The sequence below is a fragment of the Neoehrlichia mikurensis genome, from assembly GCF_019186785.1.
GTDB lineage: Bacteria > Pseudomonadota > Alphaproteobacteria > Rickettsiales > Anaplasmataceae > Neoehrlichia > Neoehrlichia mikurensis.
Genome location: NZ_CP066557.1, coordinates 611,440 through 636,174, shown reverse-complemented (window position 1 = coordinate 636,174; position 24,735 = coordinate 611,440). Strand labels below are relative to the sequence as shown.

23 protein-coding genes and 1 pseudogene are annotated in these 24,735 nt (G+C 28.0%); 12 read left to right on the top strand and 12 right to left on the bottom strand.

The window, feature by feature from the left end:
- Nucleotides 1-797 precede the first annotated feature (797 nt).
- The 8 genes from HL033_RS02590 to HL033_RS02555 all read left to right on the top strand — a co-directional run bounded on the left by HL033_RS02590 (nt 798) and on the right by HL033_RS02555 (nt 7,181).
- On the top strand, nt 798-935 hold the full coding sequence (locus HL033_RS02590) for a hypothetical protein (RefSeq protein ID WP_218193759.1): 138 nt from the start codon (nt 798-800) through the stop codon (nt 933-935).
- Nucleotides 936-1,489: 554 nt separating this feature from the next.
- On the top strand, nt 1,490-1,705 hold the full coding sequence (locus tag HL033_RS02585) for a hypothetical protein (RefSeq protein ID WP_218193758.1): 216 nt from the start codon (nt 1,490-1,492) through the stop codon (nt 1,703-1,705).
- Nucleotides 1,706-1,860: 155 nt separating this feature from the next.
- Complete coding sequence (hflK, locus tag HL033_RS02580; protein ID WP_218193757.1) at nt 1,861-2,916, top strand: FtsH protease activity modulator HflK; 1,056 nt, start codon at nt 1,861-1,863, stop codon at nt 2,914-2,916.
- A 12-nt stretch (nt 2,917-2,928) separates the two neighbouring features.
- Nucleotides 2,929-3,795: a protease modulator HflC gene (gene hflC, locus HL033_RS02575; RefSeq protein ID WP_218193756.1), complete on the top strand. Its 867-nt coding sequence runs from the start codon at nt 2,929-2,931 to the stop codon at nt 3,793-3,795.
- A gap of 2 nt (nt 3,796-3,797) precedes the next feature.
- Nucleotides 3,798-5,240 (top strand): Do family serine endopeptidase, encoded by a 1,443-nt coding sequence (locus HL033_RS02570; protein ID WP_218193755.1) that lies wholly within the window; start codon nt 3,798-3,800, stop codon nt 5,238-5,240.
- Nucleotides 5,240-5,806 carry an outer membrane lipoprotein carrier protein LolA gene (locus tag HL033_RS02565; RefSeq protein ID WP_218193754.1) on the top strand — a complete coding sequence of 189 codons (567 nt, stop codon included), beginning with the start codon at nt 5,240-5,242 and terminating at the stop codon, nt 5,804-5,806. The genes HL033_RS02570 and HL033_RS02565 overlap by 1 nt, the downstream gene beginning before the upstream one ends.
- 9 nt (nt 5,807-5,815) lie before the next feature.
- Complete coding sequence (gene rnc / locus HL033_RS02560; protein ID WP_218193753.1) at nt 5,816-6,505, top strand: ribonuclease III; 690 nt, start codon at nt 5,816-5,818, stop codon at nt 6,503-6,505.
- Between the two features lie 151 nt (nt 6,506-6,656).
- Complete coding sequence (locus HL033_RS02555; RefSeq protein WP_218193752.1) at nt 6,657-7,181, top strand: cytochrome c oxidase assembly protein; 525 nt, start codon at nt 6,657-6,659, stop codon at nt 7,179-7,181.
- A 31-nt stretch (nt 7,182-7,212) separates the two neighbouring features.
- Here HL033_RS02555 and HL033_RS02550 read toward each other — a convergent pair whose 3' ends face one another.
- The 4 genes from HL033_RS02550 to HL033_RS02535 all read right to left on the bottom strand — a co-directional run bounded on the left by HL033_RS02550 (nt 7,213) and on the right by HL033_RS02535 (nt 11,582).
- Entirely contained in the window at nt 7,213-8,556 is a 1,344-nt protein-coding gene (locus HL033_RS02550; RefSeq protein ID WP_218193751.1) for a M16 family metallopeptidase, read from the bottom strand.
- The gene (locus HL033_RS02545; RefSeq protein WP_218193750.1) at nt 8,549-9,868 is read right to left on the bottom strand and encodes a M16 family metallopeptidase; all 1,320 of its coding nucleotides are present in this window, start codon (nt 9,866-9,868) and stop codon (nt 8,549-8,551) included. The genes HL033_RS02550 and HL033_RS02545 overlap by 8 nt, the downstream gene beginning before the upstream one ends.
- 320 nt (nt 9,869-10,188) lie before the next feature.
- Nucleotides 10,189-10,665 carry a signal peptidase II gene (gene lspA / locus HL033_RS02540; protein ID WP_218193749.1) on the bottom strand — a complete coding sequence of 159 codons (477 nt, stop codon included), beginning with the start codon at nt 10,663-10,665 and terminating at the stop codon, nt 10,189-10,191.
- Nucleotides 10,662-11,582 (bottom strand): bifunctional riboflavin kinase/FAD synthetase, encoded by a 921-nt coding sequence (locus HL033_RS02535; RefSeq protein WP_218193748.1) that lies wholly within the window; start codon nt 11,580-11,582, stop codon nt 10,662-10,664. The genes lspA and HL033_RS02535 overlap by 4 nt, the downstream gene beginning before the upstream one ends.
- Before the next feature lie 86 nt (nt 11,583-11,668).
- Here HL033_RS02535 and grxC point away from each other — a divergent pair, with 86 nt between their 5' ends.
- On the top strand, nt 11,669-11,914 hold the full coding sequence (gene grxC / locus HL033_RS02530) for a glutaredoxin 3 (RefSeq protein ID WP_218193747.1): 246 nt from the start codon (nt 11,669-11,671) through the stop codon (nt 11,912-11,914).
- A 993-nt stretch (nt 11,915-12,907) separates the two neighbouring features.
- On the opposite strand, the gene prmC is transcribed toward grxC, so the two are convergent.
- The 6 genes and pseudogenes from prmC to panC form a co-directional block, all read right to left on the bottom strand.
- Nucleotides 12,908-13,756, bottom strand: coding sequence for a peptide chain release factor N(5)-glutamine methyltransferase (gene prmC, locus HL033_RS02525; protein ID WP_218193746.1), 849 nt, complete (start codon nt 13,754-13,756; stop codon nt 12,908-12,910).
- 304 nt (nt 13,757-14,060) lie between these two features.
- Nucleotides 14,061-14,241 (bottom strand): annotated as a pseudogene (locus tag HL033_RS02520) (M24 family metallopeptidase); the annotation flags it as partial.
- 21 nt (nt 14,242-14,262) lie between these two features.
- Entirely contained in the window at nt 14,263-15,006 is a 744-nt protein-coding gene (gene map, locus HL033_RS02515; protein ID WP_246575354.1) for a type I methionyl aminopeptidase, read from the bottom strand.
- A gap of 57 nt (nt 15,007-15,063) precedes the next feature.
- Nucleotides 15,064-16,263 (bottom strand): 2-oxoglutarate dehydrogenase complex dihydrolipoyllysine-residue succinyltransferase, encoded by a 1,200-nt coding sequence (gene odhB / locus HL033_RS02510; protein WP_218193745.1) that lies wholly within the window; start codon nt 16,261-16,263, stop codon nt 15,064-15,066.
- A gap of 485 nt (nt 16,264-16,748) precedes the next feature.
- Entirely contained in the window at nt 16,749-17,261 is a 513-nt protein-coding gene (locus tag HL033_RS02505) for a gamma carbonic anhydrase family protein (protein ID WP_410522093.1), read from the bottom strand.
- Nucleotides 17,262-17,267: 6 nt separating this feature from the next.
- Nucleotides 17,268-18,107, bottom strand: a complete 840-nt coding sequence (gene panC / locus HL033_RS02500) for a pantoate--beta-alanine ligase (RefSeq protein WP_218193744.1) — start codon at nt 18,105-18,107, stop codon at nt 17,268-17,270.
- Between the two features lie 428 nt (nt 18,108-18,535).
- On the opposite strand from panC, the gene HL033_RS02495 reads away from it, so the two are divergent.
- Nucleotides 18,536-19,648, top strand: coding sequence for a D-alanyl-D-alanine carboxypeptidase family protein (locus HL033_RS02495; protein ID WP_218193743.1), 1,113 nt, complete (start codon nt 18,536-18,538; stop codon nt 19,646-19,648).
- A gap of 7 nt (nt 19,649-19,655) precedes the next feature.
- On the opposite strand, the gene HL033_RS02490 is transcribed toward HL033_RS02495, so the two are convergent.
- Nucleotides 19,656-20,852, bottom strand: a complete 1,197-nt coding sequence (locus HL033_RS02490) for a protein-disulfide reductase DsbD family protein (RefSeq protein WP_218193742.1) — start codon at nt 20,850-20,852, stop codon at nt 19,656-19,658.
- A 64-nt stretch (nt 20,853-20,916) separates the two neighbouring features.
- On the bottom strand, nt 20,917-21,186 hold the full coding sequence (locus HL033_RS02485) for an FAD assembly factor SdhE (RefSeq protein WP_218193741.1): 270 nt from the start codon (nt 21,184-21,186) through the stop codon (nt 20,917-20,919).
- A gap of 112 nt (nt 21,187-21,298) precedes the next feature.
- Here HL033_RS02485 and rseP point away from each other — a divergent pair, with 112 nt between their 5' ends.
- Nucleotides 21,299-22,417 carry an RIP metalloprotease RseP gene (gene rseP / locus HL033_RS02480; RefSeq protein ID WP_218193740.1) on the top strand — a complete coding sequence of 373 codons (1,119 nt, stop codon included), beginning with the start codon at nt 21,299-21,301 and terminating at the stop codon, nt 22,415-22,417.
- 5 nt (nt 22,418-22,422) lie between these two features.
- Entirely contained in the window at nt 22,423-24,735 is a 2,313-nt protein-coding gene (gene bamA / locus HL033_RS02475) for an outer membrane protein assembly factor BamA (RefSeq protein WP_218193739.1), read from the top strand.

Here is a 24,735-nt window from a genome sequence, read left to right as displayed (position 1 = left end):
TCTCTCTCCAACACTATAAGATTTGAGGTATATAATTACTCTATATTCTTTCTAAAATTTTCACTTATATATATAAATATACAATTTATAGTATATTTTTTTTTATAAAATACAATTCTTCTTTTTACATATTAGATCAAGGTTTGTATATAATAAAAAACAAAAAAAAGACGAAATAGAAAGAATATAGGTAAAGGTAATAGGAGTTATTGTAACCATTACTAGTACAAAAACATTAGCAGGTATATAAGTCATGTAATCAAAGTTAGCAAAAGCTAATACAATAGTGTTAAATCATTAAAAAAAACCACTCATAGTGTCTTGAAAATCGCAATAGCACCTTTCATAAATTATCTGTGCACTCTAATAATTTAATGTTTATACTAATAAGTTATAAATTCACCTAAAATATTAACAGCTAGCAAAAACTTCCATATGCTTATTACTGCTGTTGTAATACTGAAGTAAATTAACTATTACCGGCTCACATTGTTGCTTACAAAAGAACAAAAACAATATGGAACACAGTACAATACCCAAATAACATCAAATACTAAAGCGCACTCTATAATTACTTCTCTTTTCTTACAAAAGCAGTTCTCTATAAATTATTTTACTTCTTTAACTAATCACCATAATACAGAATATATTATCAAATATAACTACATATACTGCTAATAAAAGCCCACACTCAACAGAATCATATAAATCTCTTTCAAAATATACTAACAATAATCATAATAGTTACATAAACAACACTTCTCTATTAATGTTACTAGAAACAATTCAATGTATTTATGGAGCTTTACATTCAAATGTTTCAGCATTCATACCTATACCTGCAGCAAATTTTTGGCTCAGCAAAATTAATTAATAAATTTGCTGCAGGTATAGGTATGAATGCTGAAACATTTGAATGTAAAGCTGCACCATAAAAAAACATTAGGCTGATGATAAGTAATAATCATCAAATATTTGGGGTAACGTTGATATATAAATATGGTACAAGTTATTGTCCATATTTATAAATAGTTTTATATGTGCTATGAATTTAGCAAATATCATTTAGGTTGATTTCTTGCATAAGTTTTGTTGACTTATTATATAAAATACGTTTATTAACGTTACTTTCATTTGTTTGATGTGTTCATTAACATAAGCTTTGTCAAAAGCTAAGGGTAGTATACTTTAGGGCTTCTTAGCGCAGTTTAGATGCTAACTATAGGTTATTTTTATTGGCTTTACATTAAATATAAATACAGCTCTATATAATACTGCATTATATATAATATATAATCATTATATAATCATTTATGCATATCTTCATTATATAAATTTGTAGCGTATTTAGGATATTATCAAGAACTATTAAGTCCTAAAATTATTAATTTTTTATGCATTCATCATCAATATTTGAAAAAATTGCTTGTATTCAATAATCATTTTCTATATAAGCAACTATCATATATAGTTAAAATCAGTACTAAATATGAAAAGCGCAAAATTATTGATATCCATATACATAATTGCTATTATCATTATTTTAGCAATATATTACAAAAAAAGTAATAATAGCTTTGTTCACTTACATAATAATACACCTTTTAAGGTCAAACCACAAAATGTTGAACAATCGTCTCAAAACTCTGATAAAGAAATTTATAATTATCTGTCATCCATAAAATCTCATAACAATAAAAACTGATTTAATTAACATAATGCACACAGAAATAGTTTTATAAGACTAATTTTATAATTGATAAATAATTAGATTATGGTTAAACTTAATTTTTGTATACTAAATAATACTTTTTTATTATTTTATATTTACAATTCATTTCTAAATGTTAGCATAATTTTATGATAGATGACAACGATCCATGGAATACAAAGAAAAATTCTAATCAATTTACAAATCATTCTAATGAATTAAAATTGGGCAAAATAACTAAAAAGTTCAATCAGATTTTTAAGCTATTAGAAAATAATCAAGGATTCTTTTTAAATAAAATACGTTTTTTACTTATTGTAATAGCATTGCTATGCATTTACATCTGTACTGGATTTTATATTGTGCATCCTGAAGAAGAAAGTGTAAGATTACTATTTGGAAAATATCATAATACTGTAGGACCTGGTTTGCAGTATTATTTTCCCTATCCTATTGGAAATGTTATTAATATAAAAGTTAAAGTAATAAACAAAGAGGAAATAGGTTCCAACATTCATGCAGACTCCTCAACAGATCATGGTGAAGGCGTTATGTTAACTGGAGATGAAAACATCGTGAATATTAATTTTGATGTACAGTGGCGTATTAATAATGCATATAATTATCTTTTTAAAGTACGCGACTACAGACCTGGAGCAACAGTAAAAAATGCAGCAGAAAGTGCCATGCGTGAAATTATAGGGAAAAGCACTATCTCTTTTGCAATTGAAGGTAAAGGAAGGGCATCAATTGCTCATGAAACAAAAACACTATTACAAAATATTCTTAATCAATACCAAATGGGAATTGAAATACTCTCTATTCAATTAAAAAAAGTCGATCCTCCAGAAAAAGTTATTAGTTCTTTTAGAGATGTACAAAGCGCCAGAGCTGACAAGGAAAAAGTAATAAACGAAGCTTATGCTTATAGAAATGAAATCCTACCCAAAGCTAAAGGGGAAGCTATAAAAATTAAGCTCGATGCCGAAGCATATAGAAGTGAAGTAATTAATAAAGCTGAAGGTGATGCAAAAAAATTTACTGCTATTCATAAAGAATACATTAATCAACCATTAGCTGTAAAAAATCGTATGTATCTAGAAACAATGGAAGATATATTACATAAAGCAGATAAAATTGTAGTAAGTGAAGATTTAAACGGAATGTTTTCTTACTTACCGTTAACAAATTCTGTAAAAAAATAACAAGGTAGTTCTATGAATGGATCACTTAAAATATGGTTAAGCGTTTTAGCATTTTTTACAGTTGTGTTATTGTATAACTCAATATTTATTGTAAATGAGGCACAACAAGCAATAGTTTTACAATTTGGAAAGATTGTACAAAAAATACATAATAGTGGACTATACGTAAAAATTCCTATTATTGATAAGGTGATTTACATTGATAATAGAGTTATTGATATTAGATCAAATTCTTGTGAGGTTATTGCTGCTGATCAAAAAAGATTTATTGTTGATTTTTATGCGAAATATAAAATCATTGATCCTGTTAAGTTTTATCAAACTGTAAGAACTGAAATAGGGTTAGAAAATAGGTTAAGCTCAATTATTGAAGCAAATCTTCGTGAAAAAGTTGGTAGTGTTGCTTTAATCAACTTTTTAAATGAAGCAAGATCTGATGTTATGTCGCTAATACAACAAGGCGTTAGCAAGGAATCTCAGAAATTTGGAATAGAAATGATAGATGTGAGAATCAAAAGAGCAGATTTACCAGAAGAAAATAGTTCTGCTATTTTCCGACGTATGCAAACAGATAGAGAAAAAGAGGCTAAGGAAATTAGAGCTGAAGGAGAAGAAATCTCACAAAAAATAAAGTCCGATGCAGAATTACAAAAACGTATAGTCATTGCTAATGCTATAAAAGAGGCACAAATTATTCGAGGAGAAGGAGAAGCAAAAGCATCAAAAATTTATAATAATGCCTTAAAGGCTGATCCGGAATTTTTTAGTTTTTACCGTACAATGCAAGCTTACAAAAAAACATTCTCAAATGATAAAACTAAATTTATTTTATCACCAAATAATGATTTTATGGGTCCTTTCAATAAAAATAGGGGGTAGTTGTGAAAAAAAGGTTTTTATTACTTATATTATTAACATTAATAAGTACCACTTCTAGTTTTGCAGACACATCACATTTGCATAATCAAGGCTTTTCACATTTAACTAAAAAATTAATTCCAGGGGTTGTTAATATATCCACAGAGCAAGTTATATCCAATGGAGAACGTTATAAAGGAGGAAAACAATTCTTCCGCTTTCCTGGTATTCCCAGGGGGATGTTGGAAGAGTTCTTAGAAAATTTTGAACCATTTTTTAACAAAATGCCTTCTGAACCAAGAGAAGCAACATCTTTAGGATCAGGGTTTATTATAGATGAATCAGGAATAATTGTTACAAATTATCATGTTATTGCAAACGCAACTAAAATTACCGTTACATTTAGTGATAATACGCAAGCAAGGGCTTCAGTATTAGGTACAGATCCTCAAACTGATATTGCAGTATTGAAAGTTAAAGTCAATAAAAAACTTGCATATGTTAAACTTGGAAATTCTGATAATGCACTAGTAGGAGATTGGGTATTAGCTATTGGTAATCCATTTGGACTTGGAGTATCGGTAAGTACTGGCATAATTTCCGCAAGAGGACGTGATATTGACATGGGAACTTCCAATGAATTTTTGCAAACTGATGCTGCTATTAATCGTGGTCATTCAGGAGGTCCTTTATTCAATACTGATGGAGAAGTAATTGGTATTAATACCGCAATTTTTTCACCTCAACAAGGTGGAGGAAATGTAGGTATTGCTTTTGCTATTCCATCTAACAGTGCTGCACCTATTATAAATATTTTATCGCAAGGAAAAAAAGTTGAACATGGCTGGCTAGGGATAGTAGTACAAGCAATAACTCAGGATATGCTTGAATCTTTAAACATGAAAAATACAAATGGAGTATTAATTGCAAGTGTAGTTAAGGACAGTCCAGCAGATAAAGCAGGTCTTAAACCTGGTGATGTTATTCTCGAATTCAATGGTGTTAAAACTGAAAAAGCACAACAACTAACTCAACTTGTTAGAAGAGCAGAAGCAAATAAGAAAGCTACAATGAAAATATATCGAAATGGAAATACTATTAGCATCAATGTAAACATTGGCAAACTTTCAAGTAATGATCAAGTTTCTGATACCACACCACAAGATGCACAAATTATTAACAATGAAGCACTAGGGTTAACTGTTGGAAATATACCACAAGATTACAAAACAAACGAAACAAATGATGTTAGTGGGGTAATTGTGCTAAAAATAGACCGCGAAAGTGATGCCTTTAGTAAAGGAATAAGAAAAAATGACATTATTACACAAGTTAATCAAACAATTATTAAAAATACCGCTGATTTCAAAAATGCAATAAAAAAGGCTAAAAGTAAAAAAAGTATATTATTAAGAATTCAGAGGGAAAATAATCCACAAATATTTATAGCAATTAAACTAAAATAATGTTGCGGGGAATAATATTTGTAATACTAGTTACCTTTCCTTATAGTGTTATTAGTAGTGTGGTATCACATGATACAAAGTGCTATGAATTACTGAATAAAATATTATCATTTAAAGCTGATTTTACACAGATTAATTATGATAATTCTATACAGCAAGGATTTGTTATAATGTTAAAGCCTGGATTTTTAAAATGGAATTATTATCCCCCTACTCATATTTCTATTGTCATTAAAAAAAAGATTATTACATATTATGACAAAGAGCTTAAGGAATATACGTATGCTCCAGCCAACAATCCAATATTTGATTTACTGAGTAATAATGTTAGTAATATTATAAACTTTAATTGCATAAATGTAGTTAATTATCCAAATACACAAATAGCTACTATAAAAGATTTAAGCACAAATTCTATTATTAAAGTAACATTTAACAAAATTCCAATTGCTATTACTAAACTCAGTATAAATTATCCATCACAGCAAGATATAACCATTAAATTTGACAATATAATTACTAATCAATTTATATCTAAAAAAGAATTTCATGTTGAGTTAAACTAAGATTAAATTATGAGCAGTATACTAGAATTTATAAAATACCAATTCAAAAACACAGAATTATTACGTGAAGCTTTAACTCATCCTAGTACATTACAAGCAAATAATATAAATTATGAACGTCTTGAATTTTTAGGAGATGCAGTACTCAATATGGTTATCTCTGACATGCTTTTTTATCTCTTTCCTTTAGAAAATGAAGGTAATCTTGCAAAAAGAAAGAGTGCTCTAATCTGCAAAAAAAAAATAGTGGAAATAGCACAATTTATTAACTTAGGACAATTTATAATAATGTCAGAAGGAGAAAAAACTTGTGGTGGGAAAGAGAATCTCAATAATTTAGAAAATGCACTTGAAGCTCTAATTGGTGCGATATATATAGATGGAGGCATACAATCAGCCAAAGAATTTATCTTACAACATTGGGAATCTTCTGCTAAGCGCATGTTACTTCCTCCTCAAGATGCAAAGACTACTCTACAAGAATTAGCACAAACACAGGAATTACCTATACCCAATTACCGAATAACAAATAAATCTGGATTAGATCACTGTCCTATTTTTACAGTAGAAGTAAGTTTACCACATTATGGAACAGCAACAGCAACGGGAAATAGTAAAAAATCTGCTGAACAAAAAGCAGCAGAATTAATGTTACAAAAAATAAAGCATAATAATTGCTCTACTATGAAACCCAATTAAATGAGGCAATAAATTTTTATTTAACTAAAAAACAATATAGCATTATTTCATATATAGCTCCAGACTATTAATCAATGCACTTTCCATAACATAACTATAGTATTATGCAATAATAATTGTATAATGGATACAATACTAAAAATTTTTATCAATGATAAAAAATCGCACCATATTAATATTCTTATCGCTAATAATAATATCAATGATTTGCTTAGCATGCGCATCTGTACCATTATACAGAATATATTGCAAAGCAACAGGATATGGTGGAACAACTCAAAAGGCTTCTTTGCTTAACAAAAAATCACGAATAGGAAAAAAAGAGATAAAAGTTAGATTTAACGCTGATATAAATAACTTACCTTGGGCATTCTATCCAGAGCTACCCTATGTTACTGTTAAACCTGGCGAACAAACATTAATTTTTTATCGAGCAGAAAACCTATCAAATACTCCCCATACCGGTATAGCTATCTACAATGTTACCCCTTATAAAGCCGGGAAGTACTTCAATAAAGTAGCATGCTTCTGTTTTTCACAACAAACTCTAGCTCCGAAACAAAAAGCCGTAATGCCAGTTGCATTTTTTATAGATCCTGACATAGAAGATGATCCATATACTGCTGATGTTAGTACATTAACTTTATCTTATACTTTTTTTAAGTATAAAAGTTAGCATAATAATATCCCCCCTACCCCAAATATCACTAATGCTTAATAACTTTACCCTTAAAATGATTACTTCGACCCACTTCGATTATTGATAATTTATCAATAAGAAAGCTTTTTGCTACCCTGTTAACATCATCTAAAGTTACTGCATTAAAATAAAAATTACGTTTATTTAAATAATTTATATCCAATTCTCTTAATTGGGTATCTACTAATAAATCCGCAATATTATCTACAGTTAACAATGAAAATATAAAAGTATTTATCACACTAGATTTTGCCATATCAAAGATATTTCTATCGACACCATTTTTCTTAATATCACGTATAGTATCTAATAATACAGAAACACCTTTATCTACTGTAGTATTATCCGTATATAAAACACTGATCCATGTATTACCATGATCATCATTATTTAAATAACTATAAGTCCTATATGTTATCCCTAAATTATCGCGCAATTTTTTCATTAACATTGAATTTAAAGGTAACCCTCCTATAATATGATTTAATAAATACACTGCATAATAATCTGGATGATTATAGGATATACCTTTTTGAGCAGTCATAATAATACTTTGCGGAGTATCCATATAAATATAACCATGTAAATTATGACCAACCTTTACCTGTTCAATATCTATATCTTCTGTTCTATCTACCTTGATATTTAGCTCTGCAAAACAATTATCTATTGCTTCAGATAAGTCTTCAACTTTAAAATTACCTACAACACCTATCACCATATTCTTAATATTAAACTTATTTTTAATATAATTTTCAACATCATATACAGTAATATTGCTTATAGTTTCTTCTGTACCATATTTACTATAAGAATACGGATGATGACCAAATAACATTTTATTTAATCCATAAGAAGCAACTAAATCTGGATGTGATTTTAAGCGTTTAATAGTAGCTTGTTGCTGACTTTTTATCCTATCTAGCGTATCCTGAAAAACAACATACTCACTTAAACAATAATATAGATGTCCTAAAGCAATACTTAAATTACTAGATAAGGTCTTTAAATGAACATAAAAATTTTCACGATCTACAGAAAAAATAAGTTCCACTCCATCATAAGCTAATTTTACCTCCATAGGGACTTGTCCAGGACCTCTCATATCTTCTTTTATTACATTAGTAACTAATGAAGCAATACCTTTCTTTTCAGATGGATCATAAGCATACCCTGCTTTTTTAAATGCTACAGACAATGACACCACTGGCAAATCATTGTTCTGCACATACCAATATTTAACACCTCTTAAAGTAACAGCATTTTTGATATCTATTTTAAAATCATTAGCATAACTACCAACAGAAAATATTATTACACTAATTATAAAAGCATAAACATATTTATTCATTATTAAACTCCTTTTTTGGTAATAAATACCCTACTAATCTTGTTCCGCTAAAGGTGTCTTTTATTGCAACATCAACATCTTTTTTATCTATGCCTTCTATTTTTTTAATAAATTCTTGTACATCTATTAAAGGCACTCCTAGCGCCAAATTGCTAGCATAAAAAAATGACATAGCTTTCAACCCATCCAGAGCATATACTATATTTGCAGTAGTACTCGTTTTTTTTAACGAAAAAAAACTATCATCTTTTACAGAGAAATTATTTATAACACTATAAATCTCATGTTCTATCCTTTTAAGCGATATACCACTTTTAGGAACTACATGAATAGTAATAAATCCATCACTATATTCATCAGGACCATATGAAACTGAAACACTAGTTGCTAATTCACCCAGCACTAATGCATTATATAAAGCCCCAAACGCATTATTACCTAATAAATCAGCAATTAAGTACATAACATGATAATTACCATTAGTAATTATGCTTGGAGCTTTATATGTAACAAATATTTCTGGATTTTGAATTGAATTTTCATACAATGTTACAGCAATATTAGCCTTATGAGGAGGTTCCAAATTTTTAGGCACACGCTTAATAGTTGACACCTTATTTTTAATATTACCATAGTATTTTTTTGACAATTTAATTACATCATCAAAATTCACGTCTCCTGATATAAATAAAATAGCATTATTGGGATTATAATATGTATTATAAAACCTTTCAGATTCTTCCCTATTAAAATTTTTTATCTCATGCTCCCATCCAGCAACTGATCTCCCATAACCATTACGATAGAAAGCATTCATCATTTCTTCAGTTATAACACCATGAGGGTTACTATCTATACGCATTTTTCTCTCTTCCAATACTACACTACGCTCACGTTTCATAGCTTTATCTGTGATTTTTAAGTTATGCATTCTATCAGACTCAATTTGCATCACAAGTGGCAAATATTGTTTATTCACTAATTCATAATAAATAGTACTATAAGACGAAGTCATAGCATTAAATTCACCACCAATACTATTAATAGTTGATGCAAAATCTGCAAAATTATCTGTACCACTAAACATTAAATGCTCAAAGAAATGTGCTAACCCAGAATATCCATAAGGATCATCAATGCCACCAACCTTATATATTATCATATGCATTACAACTGGCACATTATTATTGGGGAGTACATAAATCTCCATTCCATTATCAAGCTTCGTATGTAAAATCTTTGTACTTAAAGACAGTGCAGTATCACAAACACAAACAGCATACAACAATACAATAAGAATCCGCATTATCATAAATATCACCTAATTTATACAGAGAAATTACAAAAAAATTATACACACTCTAAAATGACATAGTATCACTTTTATTATAGAAAGATTATATATAATCCGTTATATCATACAAGAATTTTTTAATATAATTAAAAATTTTACAAATGTTAACTTGCACATACCAAAACATTACTTATAAAGCAAAGTTAACATCATATACTTAATTTATTAGATAAATACTCATAAAAGTTACTTCACTTCTTGTAAAAGACGTTACAAAATTTTTGTAAATAAATTCTAACTTATACTGTAAAAAAGTAAGAATTTGTAATAGATTTTAACTAATCTACATCATTTCTTACTTTAACAAAACAGTTACAAAGTAAAGTTATTATTCCACACACTATAAATGTATCTGCAACATTAAATACAGGCCAATGCCAATGCGCAATATGTATATCTATAAAATCAAATACTGCTCCAAATCTTAATCTATCTATAAGATTCCCAAAGGCACCTCCCACAATAACGGCAACAATAAAACTATGATTACTTTTTTTTAATTTAAATAATGAATAATATAATAACACTAATACTATAAAACATGATAATAACGAAAAAATCATATTACTATTCTTTACAACACTAAACATACCAAAACTAATACCAGGATTCCATACCATTACTATATCTAGATATTTACATAACGTAATCACTCTATCATTATTATAATGTAGTATTGCCATTACATACCACTTACTGCATTGATCAAACGCAGTCACTAAACTTATCAATATAATATTAATAATAAATTTCATAACAGATAATCAGCTTTTACTTTTGCAATATCACATTTTATTTGACTTACTAATTGGTCAATAGTGTCAAATTTTTTTTCTGAACGTATAAATCCTAGCAGCTCGATGCTCACCTCTTTTGCATAAATATTATCACAAAAATCAAAAATATACATTTCTAATACAGGGTATTCTATATCACAGAACGTTGGTCTTATACCAATATTAACAATACCATCAAACCACTTATCACAGTACCCATAAATTTTAGCACGCGCAGCATAAACACCAAATTTAGGTACTGCAAAACTTTCCATTTTAATATTAATTGTTGGGAATCCTAATGTTTGACCTCTACCCAATCCTTTGAAAATTTTACCACTAACCTGATATGATCTACCTAAAATCTGATTAGCTAATTTTATATCACCAGACTGTAAATATTTTCTAATCGAAGATGATGAACATAATACTCCATTTTTAATTAAAGGATTAATTTCTGTAATACCATAATTATAAATTTGCGAATAAACACGTAATAACTGCATATCACCCATACCTTTATGTCCAAATATGCAATCATGACCTACAACAATATGTTTCATTTTACAACCATTTACTAATACTTTAATAATAAAATCTTCTGGTAATATTTTTGAAAAAGCGTCATTAAATTCAATAACATATAAACAGTCTATCCCATATTGTTTTATTAATTTGATTTTTTGTTCAAAATTTGATAAGAGAAAATTTTTTTTATTTCTTAAAAAAATTTCTGTATGAGGAACAAAAGTTAAAATAGCGGATGATATATTTTCTTTTTGTGATATATTTTTTACTGTAGAAAAAATTGATCCATGTCCCAAGTGTACACCATCAAAATTTCCAAATGCAAGTACAACATCCACATTCCCATGATAACCATACAATACTTTCATATTTAAAATATTCTTTACATTATATTTAATAACTTTGATAATAATGAAAATTAATTATCAATCATTTAGTTGTGTAGGATAGTTAAATGCTAAAAATCGTAATATATACCAAAAGCTTCTGCCCATATTGTACTAAAGCTAAGATTTTATTCAATAAAAAAAATGTTCCTTTCAAGGAAATAGATATTACCAATGATGAACAAGCACGTAATGAAATGATTAAAAACTCAGGTGGTAACATGACTGTTCCGCAAATATTTATTGATGGAAAACATATAGGAGGATGCGATGATTTGTACGCAGCATACGAATCAGGTATCATTAAATTATAGTATAACTCTTTATATATTTAGTTATTTTATCATAGTCAAATTTCATCTTGCTTAGATTTATAGTACCTTTTTACGTCAAATAAAATAAAAATCAACTTTAAAGTAATGTTTATAGTATTCACAAATTAATAAGCCAGTAATATTTGCCAATTTACATTTATTGCTATTTTTCTGTTCAGCTAACATTATTCTAATAAATATTAGCCTTTAAAACATAATTTATAAACTGTAATACAATATTATAATTACAATTCCTAAGTCATTAATGCAATAAAATTCCTGTTAATACTACACTAAAACTACATATTTATTATATGTGCACAGTATTTGATATATAAGAATAATTCCATCATACATACAGCAAAATTGCAAATGCGTAATAATATTATTATTTTAATATTGAAAACATAGCAATTATATTTCAGGTACATACATAACCATTTTTATAACATTTTAGCAGCGCTTAATAAAATAAATAATCCCCAAACAAATACCAACAAAATAACAAATTATATAACTTCTTGATAGCAAAAATCTACACCAATCTATAAAATAATAAATTCACTACACAATAAAACCCTTATTTAATACAAAAATAATTATTCAAATAACAAAGCCCTTTTATATCAATATAATACGCAAAAAAGAATTTATTGAGATTATACAATTACTCAAAATAATACATCTCCCTCTATATTTAATAGCTCTTCATATACATATATAATGAATATTATGCTTGACCCAAATAATTTGAAAGATAGTTAATTACGATAACAAATTAATTCCCACATATGTAATGCTTAATAAAATTATGCTGCATTACATACATAAAATACCATTACACAAACTATATTTATCTAAGATAAAAACCCATTTATACAAAATATACTTATTATCCTTATCCAAAAAAATTTAATAAAATTTCTACTGTGCCTTAATATTTATTGTATTTTTAATAGAAATATTGTTTTTTACGTAGTTAAGCAAGATATCTCATTCGCCAGCATTACTTAATATTATGCAACGTTTTTTGCCGCATAAATCATACACATAAGAACAAAAAATTAGCTTATAATTTGGTACTATTTTATGAATTTGACTCTGATCTTCTCCTATCTCTAAAATAGCTTTACCACTCTTCTTGAGGCATCTTTTAATTACTTGAAAAATTTGAATATAATTTTCTATCCCTATAGAACCACCATCTAAAGCTACAAATGGTTCGTATAATTTTACTTCTGGTTGTAACGCTGCAATTTTAGATCTTTTAACATATGGAGGATTACTTACTATTAAATCAAATACCCCTTTACATTTTATCCAAGAAGATAAGAATAATCTAGTCCTATTATATACTTTATGATATTTCAAATTTTTATATGCTACTCTATAAGCTTCAACACTCTTTTCAAATGCAACACCAACAGCATTATTATAATGAGACAATAATGTTATTATAATACAACCCGTCCCTGCACCTAAATCTGCAATATTAATCCTACTATTTTTATTTTTATATATTTTAAGAACAGAAGAAATTATTGTTTCTGTTTCTGGACGAGGATCTAATACATTAGAATTTACCATAAATTCCATATCCCAAAATTCACGCTTACCTATAATCTGAGAAACAGGAACTCTATTAGCACGTTGTCGTATTGCTTGCCAAAATATTCCCAATTTATTACAACACACAGATAAATTTGGATTCGCAATAATAGTTGAAAGCTTAATATCAAGAGTATACTGCATTAACACTTCTGCATCAAATCTAGGATTATCAACATTAGCATCACATAATATTTTAATTGCTTCACGTAGTAAAGATGATATTGTAACCATAAAAGCTATTTGTATTAAATATTCAAACTATAATTCATTAAATACAGCATATTTTTAATTTGCACACAGAATATAATATCATGCAGTAATATTTTTCGTCAAAATTCAATTGCAATTGAACTACTAAACCCTTTGCTATCTTTATAAAAAATTACATGACAAATATTATTTAGAATTACAAATTAAATATGTGATTTTCATCAATCCTCAATTTAAATAATTTACACTTTTTTACACAATAGCACATAAATGAAAATTTACTGTTATATTAATCTCTCTTTGAAATTACTTGATAAAGTCATGATGTTGCTTCACAAAGATGCTTTGCTTTAATTGACGGCTCCCCAACCCAATACATCCTACTTGAATCACCATACCCCCATTTAATATTACAGTAACATCTATGTTAAGTGTATCCTCATTCTTTAACAAATCATCATCAGGAATACCATGACAGACAACATAATTCTAGATGTACAAATAGACTATTTAATTTATATAAAACATTATATATATGGCGGAAAATTAAATCCCTTAGGAGAACTTGTAAATATTTCAACACCATCTTTCGTTACACCTAATGAATGCTCAAATTGTGCAGATAATGATAAATCTTTAGTAGTAACTGTCCACTTATCATGTTTGCTAAGTACAGTATGATATTTTCCTGCATTAATCATAGGTTCTATTGTAAAAAACATTCCCTCCTGCATTACAATATCATTATCCGCATCATAGTAATGCATAACATTGGGACTTGCATGAAACTTTCTTCCTATCCCATGTCCACAATAATCTCGCACTATAGAATAACCATATTTCTTTATTACACCTTCTATAGCCAACCCAATTTGATTAAATTTATTACCTGGCTTAACTTGTTGTATCGCGCATAATAATGCATTATAAGTTGCTTCACAAAGACGCTTTGCTTTAATTGACGGCTCCCCAACCCAATACATCCTGCTTGTATCACCATGCCATCCATTTAATATTACAGTAACATCTATGTTAAGTATATCCCCATTTTTTAACAAATCATCATCAGGAATACCATGACAGACAACATAATTCTTAGATGTACAAATAGACTTAGGATAGCCTCTATAATCTAAAGGAGCAGGAATCGCTCCAGCAGATATAATAAAATCATGACATAAATCATTAAGTATATTTGTAGAAACACCAGGTTTAACATAAGAAGTAATAAAATCTAGAACTTCAGCTGCAAGCCTACCAGCTTTGCGCATACACTCAAAATCTTCTTGATTATGAATTACTATATTACTAGACACTATTTTATTCAATTAAACGTTTAAATATATTCTATTTGGATCTTCAAGATATTGCTTAATATGCACTAAAAATGTTACTGCTCCTTGCCCATCAACAATTCTATGATCATACGATAATGCAATATACATCATTGGTCTTATTTCTATTGATCCATTAACTACAACAGGACGATTTTGTATTGCATGCATACCTAAAATTCCAGATTGAGGAGGATTAATTATTGGAGTAGATAATAAAGACCCATAAACACCTCCATTAGTAATAGTAAACGTAGCACCAGCCATATCATTCACTTCAAGCTTACCATTTCTTGCTTTTTTACTCAATGATAATAGAGTAATTTCTAAATCAGAAAAAGACATCTTATCTGCATCACGAATTACAGGCACTACCAATCCCTTATCAGTACCAACAGCAATACCTATATCATAATAGTTTTTATATATAATTTCATTACCACATATTTCAGCATTAATTACTGGTATTTCCTTTAAAGCTAAAGTAACAGCCTTAATAAAGAATGACATAAATCCTAATTTAGTATTATATTTCTTTTCAAAACTATCCTTATATTTTACTCGAAGATCCATAATACTTTTCATATCAACTTCATTGAATGTAGTAAGTATAGCAGCAGTATTTTGAGATTCTTTTAGCCTGGAAGCAATGACCTGCCTAATTTTGCTCATTTTTACACGTTGTTCTCTATTTGGATTTTTAAGACAACTGTCTCTACTCACCACATTATTAGACAAATTACTATCATTAACGGTCATATCTTTTATAGCACCAGTATTTTCTAAAGCGTCAAATTTAGTCACTCTATTATTATGACCTGAACCTTTGATATCGCTTAAATTTATACACGCCTCTTCTGCAATTCTATAGGCAGCAGGTGAATGTTTTTTTTCGATAAACTCTTGGACATCATTTTGTTCAATGTTTTTACTATCTAAAGATTTATCATCTTGCCGATCAATAACTGCTAATAATTGACCTTTAGAAATTAAATCATCATCCATAACACATATTTTGGTTATTATTCCACTTATAGGTGATGTTACTTCTAATGAAGTTTTATCAGTTTCAATTATAAATACCACCTCATCTTTAGATACAATACTACCAACATTCTTAAGCACTCTTACAGGAGCCTCAAGTATAGACTCACCCCCAAGACTATCAGCCTTTATTTCTATTGAACTGCTCATAAACAAAACCTTATATAATTTTAGCAATTTTGCTCAATTTTAGCAATTTTGCTCATTATTATTTTCAACACTAAGTAATTAACCATTAAATAATCAAAATGTCAAATCGTAGATTATGGAAATAATTATTATTCAGTTTATCATAACTAGCATACACAAAAATGCTTAATAATTTTTAATTAGAGACATTTACAATCTGTAATACAAAATTGAATCTTAGTAATTATATAAACAAAACTTGCATTTTAAGCAGATAACTTATTAACTTTTGCTAAAATAAAGTAAATGCTGCATAAATACTCGCAAATAATTAACACTCATACAATGCTTTGTCACACAATCTAATAATTGTTAAGCAAATATGAAAATACTTCCTGATAAGTTAGAAACAGATACATGATCTTTATAAATATTAAGCGATCACATCATTAACCCAACCCTATTTATCTTCTCATAAGCTTTTATCTTATAAATTACCATAACAACTATTTTAAATACTCATGAGAAAGTGCTATATAATTATTAGCTGACTCGTTAATATGCAGCATTTCTTCTGAAGAAAGTTTACGAAAAAACTTCGCAGGTCTACCAGACCATAATTCACCACTTTTTACTATCTTACCCTTTGTAAGCAGCGATCCTGCTGCTAACATACTATATTCCTCCATCACAGCATTATCCATAACAATTGATCCCATACCAATAAAGACCTTATCAAAAATTGTACATGCATGCAATATTACACAATGCCCAATTGTTACCATTTTACCAATTATTGTATTTCCATTATTCCTATCAACATGTATTATGGTGCCATCCTGAACATTGGTACCATAATCAATATGTATTTCACCTACATCGCCACGTAGAACAGTATTGTACCATATATTAACATTTTTTTTGATAAAAACTTTTCCTATAATATAAGCATTATCTGCAATAAATGTACAATCATCTATCACAGGAGAAAATTTTTGATAATTAACTAGATAACCCACTATTCACTAAACAACAAGTAAATTGTCAATAAGTCTACACCTTCCTAAATAAGCTGCAACAAAAATTCTCGCTGGTTTTCTAAAAAAATTTATTTCTTCTAAAGAATTATTATCACGTACTTGCAAATAATCGAGTATAAACCCTTCCCTTTTAAAAGATTGTTTACTATCCTCAATAATATTATGCAATTCATAAGGTTCATTTTTCAATCTATGTGCTATATCAACAAGTGCATGATATATGTAATGTGCTTTATGTTTTTCTTCTGCATTTAAATATTGATGACGTGACGACAGTGCTAATCCATTATCATCTCTTACTGTATTACCTTTTAAAATTTTAGTACTTATATTTAAATCTTGAAATAATTTACGCGCTAAAAATAACATCTGATAATCTTTTTCTCCTAAAATCATATACTCCGTTTCTGTTTGCATAACTAGCTTTAATAATACTGTCATGATCCCATCAAAGTAGTTTTTTCTAGATGCTCCACACAATTCTCTAGACAGTGGACCAACACTTACAGTAGATGAAAATCCGCTAGGATACATAACATCACTTACAGGTAGATACACAACATCCACTGCAACTTTTTTACATTTCTCACAATCTTGTATATCATTTCTCGGATAACTTTCATAATCTTCACCAAATGAAAATTGTAAAGGATTAACAAAGATACTTAATATTACTTTATCAACTTCTTTTTTAATAACATTTACCAATGATAAATGTCCATCATGTAAAGCACCCATAGTTGGCACTAAACCAATTTTATATCCATCTTTACGAAATTGCATTACACAATTTTTAATAGAACTAACATCTCTTAAAATCTGCATTCTAGTATCATTTCCTATAATATATATTCACAACATAACGTTAATTATATACTGTTGCTATTCCCTAAATTTCATCTATTATAAATAATAAACCAGTTACCGAATCTATTAATAAAGATCATTTTGTTCTGCATGTGGAATATGGTATATGAAAATTTTTAATATTAATACCCAATTAAGTATATATCAAGATTAACAGATATACCAAAAAATGATAATAATATATCTACACTGATGCTGAGTAGTAATAACTTAAGTACTTTTTATGCCATTAAGTAATTACTGAATTTCTTTAAAAGATTTAATCAATGCTAACAAATAATATACAAAATACTTCAATAAAATTATTTATACATTAGTTATTGATATAAACATTAAACATAAGTATATATAAAATATCAGTATTATAGACATAAAGCTAAACAATAATGCAAATAATACCTTTTTTAATGTTTTTGTTTCTTGCTCTTACATCTAATTCAATAAGCGCCTTCCAATTATATACCAAAGCTCCTAATGCAATAATTTTTGAGCTTAACTCCAATTCTATTTTATTTGCACATAATGCAGAAGAACAAATTGTACCTTCATCAATGAGCAAGCTCATGACCCTCTATATTGCATTTCATTATATAAAGGCAGGTATTATAAAAATGGATGATAAGTTCATTGTGAGTAAAAATGCTTGGCAAAGAGGTGGCTCCTCAATATTTCTCCGCGAAGGACAATCAATAAAAGTACGTGATTTAATTAATGGCATTGTTGTTGCATCAGGAAATGATGCTTGTATTACTCTTGCAGAAGGTATTTCTGGATCACAACAAAATTTTGTTGACGAAATGAACAATATGGCAAAAAAGCTAGAATTAACACAAAGTCACTTTAGTAATGTAACTGGGTGGCCTGATGAAAATCATCTAATGTCAGTAAAAGATATAGTACTTTTATCTGTAAAAATATTTCAAGATTTCCCTGAATATTATCATTTGTTTAGCCAAAAGGACTTTACTTATAACAACATTCATCAAAAAAATAACAACATTTTGCTCCAATATAATCTTGGCGTTGATGGAATCAAAACTGGTCACACCAGTAAAGGTGGATATGGATTGGTAGTATCATCAGAACAAAATAATAGGCGTATTTTTGTTGTTGTTAATGGACTTAAAAATGAAACAGAACGCATTTCCGAAGTAAAAAAACTTATTGCATATGCTTTTAATAACTTTGATACAAAAACAATATTTCACAAAAATTTTGAAATTGATCAAGCTAATGTATGGTATGGCAAGGATAAGACTGTGCCTTTAATTACTTATGAAGATGTTACAGTTACCTATCCAAATAATTCTTATGATCAAATTAAAGCATTTATTTCCCGTAATAATATAATTCCTGCACCAATAAAAAAAGGACAAAAAATTGGTGAATTACATATTCAAATACCAGAGTTAGAAGAAAAAATAATTCCTGTATATGCAGCAAAAAATGTACGATATTTAAATTATTTTGAAAGAATATTACATATGTTATTATATTAACAAAATATTATTTAACATTACTCAAAGCTTCTTTTAAAATTTTATTACTTAAAATCTGTGGTAAAATTTGCACCTTAATACCATTAATATATAAAACATAAAACGGTATGCTGCTTTGTTTCATTTTATCAAGATAAGTTGCAATATCATCATTTTCATTCGTCCAGTCAGCTTTCATATAAATTATTTTCTTACGTAAAAATAATTCCTGAATATTTCGAGATTCTAATATTTGCTCATTCAATTTACAAGTTAAACACCATTCTGCTCCTATAGAAAGAAATATAGATTTTCCATGTTGCAATAAATCGTTAAGTTTTTCTTGAGAAAATTCAACATTTTTAATAGTATTTTGACCATTAAAGTCAACTATATGATGAATTTTATTAGTATAATAAAAAGAAAACATAATTGTTAATAAAATACATAAGGATAGTATAAATTTAAGATTTTTATTATTAATAAATTTAATAAACCAAATACCTGCAATAATTAACACAACACCTGATAAAGCTGGAAATAAAAATATTATACCTTTCTGTTTTACAAGCACATATAATAACCATATCGACGACATATACATAGGAAATGATAAAAATTCTTTTAAAATTTGCATCCATCTTCCAGGTTTTGGTAAGAAAAATAACAGTCTTGGAAAAAAAGATATTAACAAATAAGGAAATGCTATTCCTAATCCTATTACTTGAAATATTATAATAGAATATATACCAGGGTGCATTATAGCAAAGCTTACAGCAGACACCATAAATGGTGCTGTGCAAGGTGTTGCAATAAAAGTTGACAGTATCCCCGATAAAAAATTACCTAACATATCAGACTGAAAATTATAATTCACAAAACTTGGAAATGTAATATTTAAAAAACCTGCAAAAAATAATCCAACTAAAAAAGTAATATACATCAATATTATTATAAATGTTGAGGACTGCATTTGAAATCCCCATCCTATTAATGACCCTGTGTGACGCAATATTAATAATGCAGCAGACAAAATAAACATACTAAACATAATACCAGCTGCATACATAATACTATTAACTTTATAGTTATTTTTATCAGCACTGCCTTGTATTAATGACATAATCTTTAATGATAAAATAGGAAATACACAAGGCATGCAATTTAAAATTACACCACCAATAAAAGCACAAATAATCACATTAAGTACACCAAAAGCACTCATACAAAACCATTTTTTAATGAAGACATAATTACAATACTTTTTGAATTTATGAAAATAATATACTTCAATTAAATTTGAATTTTTCTTTATTAAAAGAAATAATATACTTCATCATATGATTAATTGATGAAGGAATAAGCTGCTTACCTGTAATATAGTCATACAGTTGTTTATCATCAATATCCACTATCTTTTCATATGCATTAATTTCTTCATCGCTCAATAAAAAAAGATATTGAGTTGCAAATCCTCCAAGTAATATATCAATTTCTTTACATCCCCTATGTAAGCTTCTATACAATAGCCTTTTTCTTTTGTTATCAATCTCTAACATTAGTTCCCACTTACTTATTGAATTCATCTTAAAGTAAGTATTACATATTTTATTGTCAAACACATTAATATAATATATATTGCACTTGTTAAAAAATCATAGTTAGTTGTTTATGATACCCTTGGCAAAAATATTTAGTACTGCTCATGATAGTTTTTTCTATTTATCATCCTTTATATTTATAATCTCTATCATAGTTTTTATACATGAGTATGGACATTATGTTGTTGCTAAGATTTGTAATGTAAAAATTGAGGCGTTTTCTATAGGATTTGGTCCAGAATTGTTTGGCATAAAAGATAAGTCAGGGACAAGATGGAAGTTTAGCTTAATCCCAATAGGGGGCTATGTAAAAATGTTTGGCGATGCAAATGTAGCTAGCACTGGTGCATCAACAAGTGATTTAACAGCCGAAGAAAAGCTTGTTGCATTTTACGAAAAATCTCTCTTGCAAAAGTTTTGTATTGCTTTTGCTGGCCCTTTGGCTAACTTATTATTTGCCATAGTAGTATTAACAGTTTTTTTTAGCGTGCAAGGAGTTATGCATCCTATGGCAGTTATTGGTAAAGTAGAACCAAATAGTGTTGCAGAAAGGGCGGGATTAGTTGCAGGAGATATTATTTTAAAAGTAAATAATCATGATGTTAAGTGGTTTACAGATATTCAAAAGTATATTATAGAAAATGGTAATAAAAAATTATCAATTCAATATTTGCGACAAAATGTGCAAAATACTGTTACTATATATCCGGAAATGCGCACTATAAGAAAGTTACAAATACCATTCTTAGGTATTTCTGCAAGTCAGCTTCGTCAAGATTATCAGTTGCAAAAATTATCTGTAACTTCAGCCTTTATTAGCTCTTCCATTTATACTTATAATCTGATTTGCACAACTTTAACGGCAATATGGCAAATGATTACCGGACAACGTAGTATTAATGAGTTAGGTGGACCAATACAAATTGCAAAATATTCTGGTTATTCCGTAAAAAATAATGAGGTGCTATGGTTCATGGGAATGATTTCCATTAATTTAGGGGTTATTAACTTGTTGCCAATTCCAATGCTTGATGGTGGGCATATGCTACAATATACAATACAGGGCATCTTACGTCGCAAGCACATAAGTGCAAAATTTCAAAATTATGCAGCAGTGCTTGGTTTTATACTACTGTTATTTTTAATGATTTTCGCTACTCTTAATGATATAAAAGCCATTTTAAAGTAAACTATATGAAGTATATTGTTTTTATAATTTTATTATTGTCTTTTTCAATCAGTACTTCTGCTTTTTCAGTAGAAATTAAATCTGTTAAAGTATATGGTAATGAAAGATTGGATATCAATACAATATATTTTTATGCAAAACATCCGCTAAAAGGGGAAATTACAAAAGAAAATATTGATCAAATTATAAAAAATCTGTATTCCACTCACTTATTTTCAAAAGTTGAGATAAATATTAAAAATAACAGTCAATTAATTATAAAATTAAAAGAAAATCCTGTAGTTCATAATGTTCATATTAAAGGGAATAAAGAATTCTCTAATAAAGATCTTAAAGATGATATACTTCAATTAAAAGCACTTAGTATATTTACTAAAGCAAAGCTACAACAAGATATAGCTCAATTATATACTTTATATCAAAGTAAAGGAAAATTAGGAGTAAAGATTACATATAACATTACAGAAATAGGCAATAATAGTATAGATATAACTATTAATATTAATGAAGGAGTAACAGCAAAAATTAAAACAATAAAATTCATTGGCAATAAGTCATTCACAAGCCATCAACTTAAATCAATTATTGCGTCAAAAGAGACTCAGCTTTTCAAAGTTTTCAGCAATAGTACAAAATATTTAATTGATAGACTAATGCTTGATCAGGCAAATTTATATAATTTTTATACAAATAATGGTTTCATAAATTTTAAAATTAGGTCAGTAATATCAGAAGTAAATGATGATTATTCAAGCATAAATATTATATTTTCCTTAGAGGAAGGAAATCTATATAAATTTGGTACTAGTACTTTGTCAATAGATAAACATTTCGTCGGAAATAAGGACATAAAATCACATTTACAAAAATTCATACAATCACAACAGGGAGACATTTTTAATATAACAAAAATTAACAATTCAGTCTCTGCAATTACATCATATCTTAATAATCAAGGTAACCTTTTTGCAACTGTAAAAAGTGAATACGAAATTATTACAAAAGAAAATACTGTAAATGTTAAATATGTAATATACACGGGTAATAATGTATACATAAATAATATTAATATTAAAAATAATACTCGTACTTTAGATTATGTAATAAGACGTCAATTAAGTATCTCAGAAGGTGATGTATATAACTCATCTATAGTAAAAACATCACAACAAAATGTGCTTAATTTAGGGTTTTTTGAGGATGTAAATGTAGAAACTCAAAAAATTAATGATAATCTTATTGATTTAAATTTTAATCTTAAAGAAAAAGGTACAGGGTCATTTGATATAGGTGCAGGGTTTTCTTCAATGACTGGTCTTGTAGGAAAAATCAGTATACAGGAACGTAATTTATTAGGTACCGGCAAGACATTTGCTTTTAAACTTGAAAGATCTCTAACAAATTTTTCAAGTGCAATAGATTTAATAACACCTTACTTTTTGGATAGTAACGTATCTCTAGGAATGGGGTTATTTTACTCACAACAAAAAAATCAAGCTAATGAACAACGAATATTACCTTCAGATACATCTGTTTTTAGCAGCAGCAGCACGGGATTTTCTACAAGATTATCGTATAACATTACAAATAATATAATAGGAGCTTTATCGTATTCATATAAGTATAATCATATATATAACGTAAATAGAAATGCATCTGCTTTAATAAAAGAGCAGGAAGGAAAAAATATAGATTCTTCAGTTGGTTATTCATTAATTTATAGTAATATAGATAATATGTATCAACCAAGAAATGGTGTCTTTGTCAAAATAGAACAGTCCCTTTCCGGAATTGGTGGTACTTTACACTACATAAAAACTGAAGGTTTTGCTACATACCTTCACCCTATTTTACAAAAAATTAATAATGATATTATCATTAAAATTAAATCATCATTAGGATATGTATTTGCTTATAATAATGAACAGGTAAAAATAGGACAAAGATTCTTCATAGGAAGTAATAATATTAGGGGATTTAGTATCTCTGGTATAGGTCCTAGGGATAAAACAACTTATGACGCATTAGGAGGTAATTTTTATTTTAGTCTCATTAATCAAGTTGATTTTCCAATAGGATTACCAGATAATTTAGGGATTAAGGGATCATTATTTATTGATGCAGCTACTTTATTCGGCCTTGATTACAAGGTGCAGGATAACTATGATAATAGCAAATCTTTAAGAATTGCTATTGGATTTGGGTTTTCATGGAAATCTCCTTTCGGACCAGTAAGGATAGATTTTGGATTCCCAATCAAACAAGAAAAATTTGATATAAAATACGTGCCAAGATTTTCTCCAGATACAGGTATATAA

Excerpts from the sequence above, each read along its gene's own strand:
- HL033_RS02590 (WP_218193759.1), top strand. The coding sequence starts at position 798 with ATGGAGCTTTACATTCAAATGTTTCAGCATTCATACCTATACCTGCAG.
- HL033_RS02585 (WP_218193758.1), top strand. The coding sequence starts at position 1,490 with ATGAAAAGCGCAAAATTATTGATATCCATATACATAATTGCTATTATC.
- hflK (WP_218193757.1), top strand. The coding sequence starts at position 1,861 with ATGATAGATGACAACGATCCATGGAATACAAAGAAAAATTCTAATCAA.
- hflC (WP_218193756.1), top strand. The coding sequence starts at position 2,929 with ATGAATGGATCACTTAAAATATGGTTAAGCGTTTTAGCATTTTTTACA.
- HL033_RS02565 (WP_218193754.1), top strand. The coding sequence starts at position 5,240 with ATGTTGCGGGGAATAATATTTGTAATACTAGTTACCTTTCCTTATAGT.
- rnc (WP_218193753.1), top strand. The coding sequence starts at position 5,816 with ATGAGCAGTATACTAGAATTTATAAAATACCAATTCAAAAACACAGAA.
- HL033_RS02555 (WP_218193752.1), top strand. The coding sequence starts at position 6,657 with ATGATAAAAAATCGCACCATATTAATATTCTTATCGCTAATAATAATA.
- HL033_RS02550 (WP_218193751.1), bottom strand. The coding sequence starts at position 8,556 with ATGAATAAATATGTTTATGCTTTTATAATTAGTGTAATAATATTTTCT.
- HL033_RS02545 (WP_218193750.1), bottom strand. The coding sequence starts at position 9,868 with ATGATAATGCGGATTCTTATTGTATTGTTGTATGCTGTTTGTGTTTGT.
- lspA (WP_218193749.1), bottom strand. The coding sequence starts at position 10,665 with ATGAAATTTATTATTAATATTATATTGATAAGTTTAGTGACTGCGTTT.
- HL033_RS02535 (WP_218193748.1), bottom strand. The coding sequence starts at position 11,582 with ATGAAAGTATTGTATGGTTATCATGGGAATGTGGATGTTGTACTTGCA.
- grxC (WP_218193747.1), top strand. The coding sequence starts at position 11,669 with ATGCTAAAAATCGTAATATATACCAAAAGCTTCTGCCCATATTGTACT.
- prmC (WP_218193746.1), bottom strand. The coding sequence starts at position 13,756 with ATGGTTACAATATCATCTTTACTACGTGAAGCAATTAAAATATTATGT.
- map (WP_246575354.1), bottom strand. The coding sequence starts at position 15,006 with ATGCGCAAAGCTGGTAGGCTTGCAGCTGAAGTTCTAGATTTTATTACT.
- odhB (WP_218193745.1), bottom strand. The coding sequence starts at position 16,263 with ATGAGCAGTTCAATAGAAATAAAGGCTGATAGTCTTGGGGGTGAGTCT.
- panC (WP_218193744.1), bottom strand. The coding sequence starts at position 18,107 with ATGCAGATTTTAAGAGATGTTAGTTCTATTAAAAATTGTGTAATGCAA.
- HL033_RS02495 (WP_218193743.1), top strand. The coding sequence starts at position 18,536 with ATGCAAATAATACCTTTTTTAATGTTTTTGTTTCTTGCTCTTACATCT.
- HL033_RS02490 (WP_218193742.1), bottom strand. The coding sequence starts at position 20,852 with ATGAGTGCTTTTGGTGTACTTAATGTGATTATTTGTGCTTTTATTGGT.
- HL033_RS02485 (WP_218193741.1), bottom strand. The coding sequence starts at position 21,186 with ATGTTAGAGATTGATAACAAAAGAAAAAGGCTATTGTATAGAAGCTTA.
- rseP (WP_218193740.1), top strand. The coding sequence starts at position 21,299 with ATGATACCCTTGGCAAAAATATTTAGTACTGCTCATGATAGTTTTTTC.
- bamA (WP_218193739.1), top strand. The coding sequence starts at position 22,423 with ATGAAGTATATTGTTTTTATAATTTTATTATTGTCTTTTTCAATCAGT.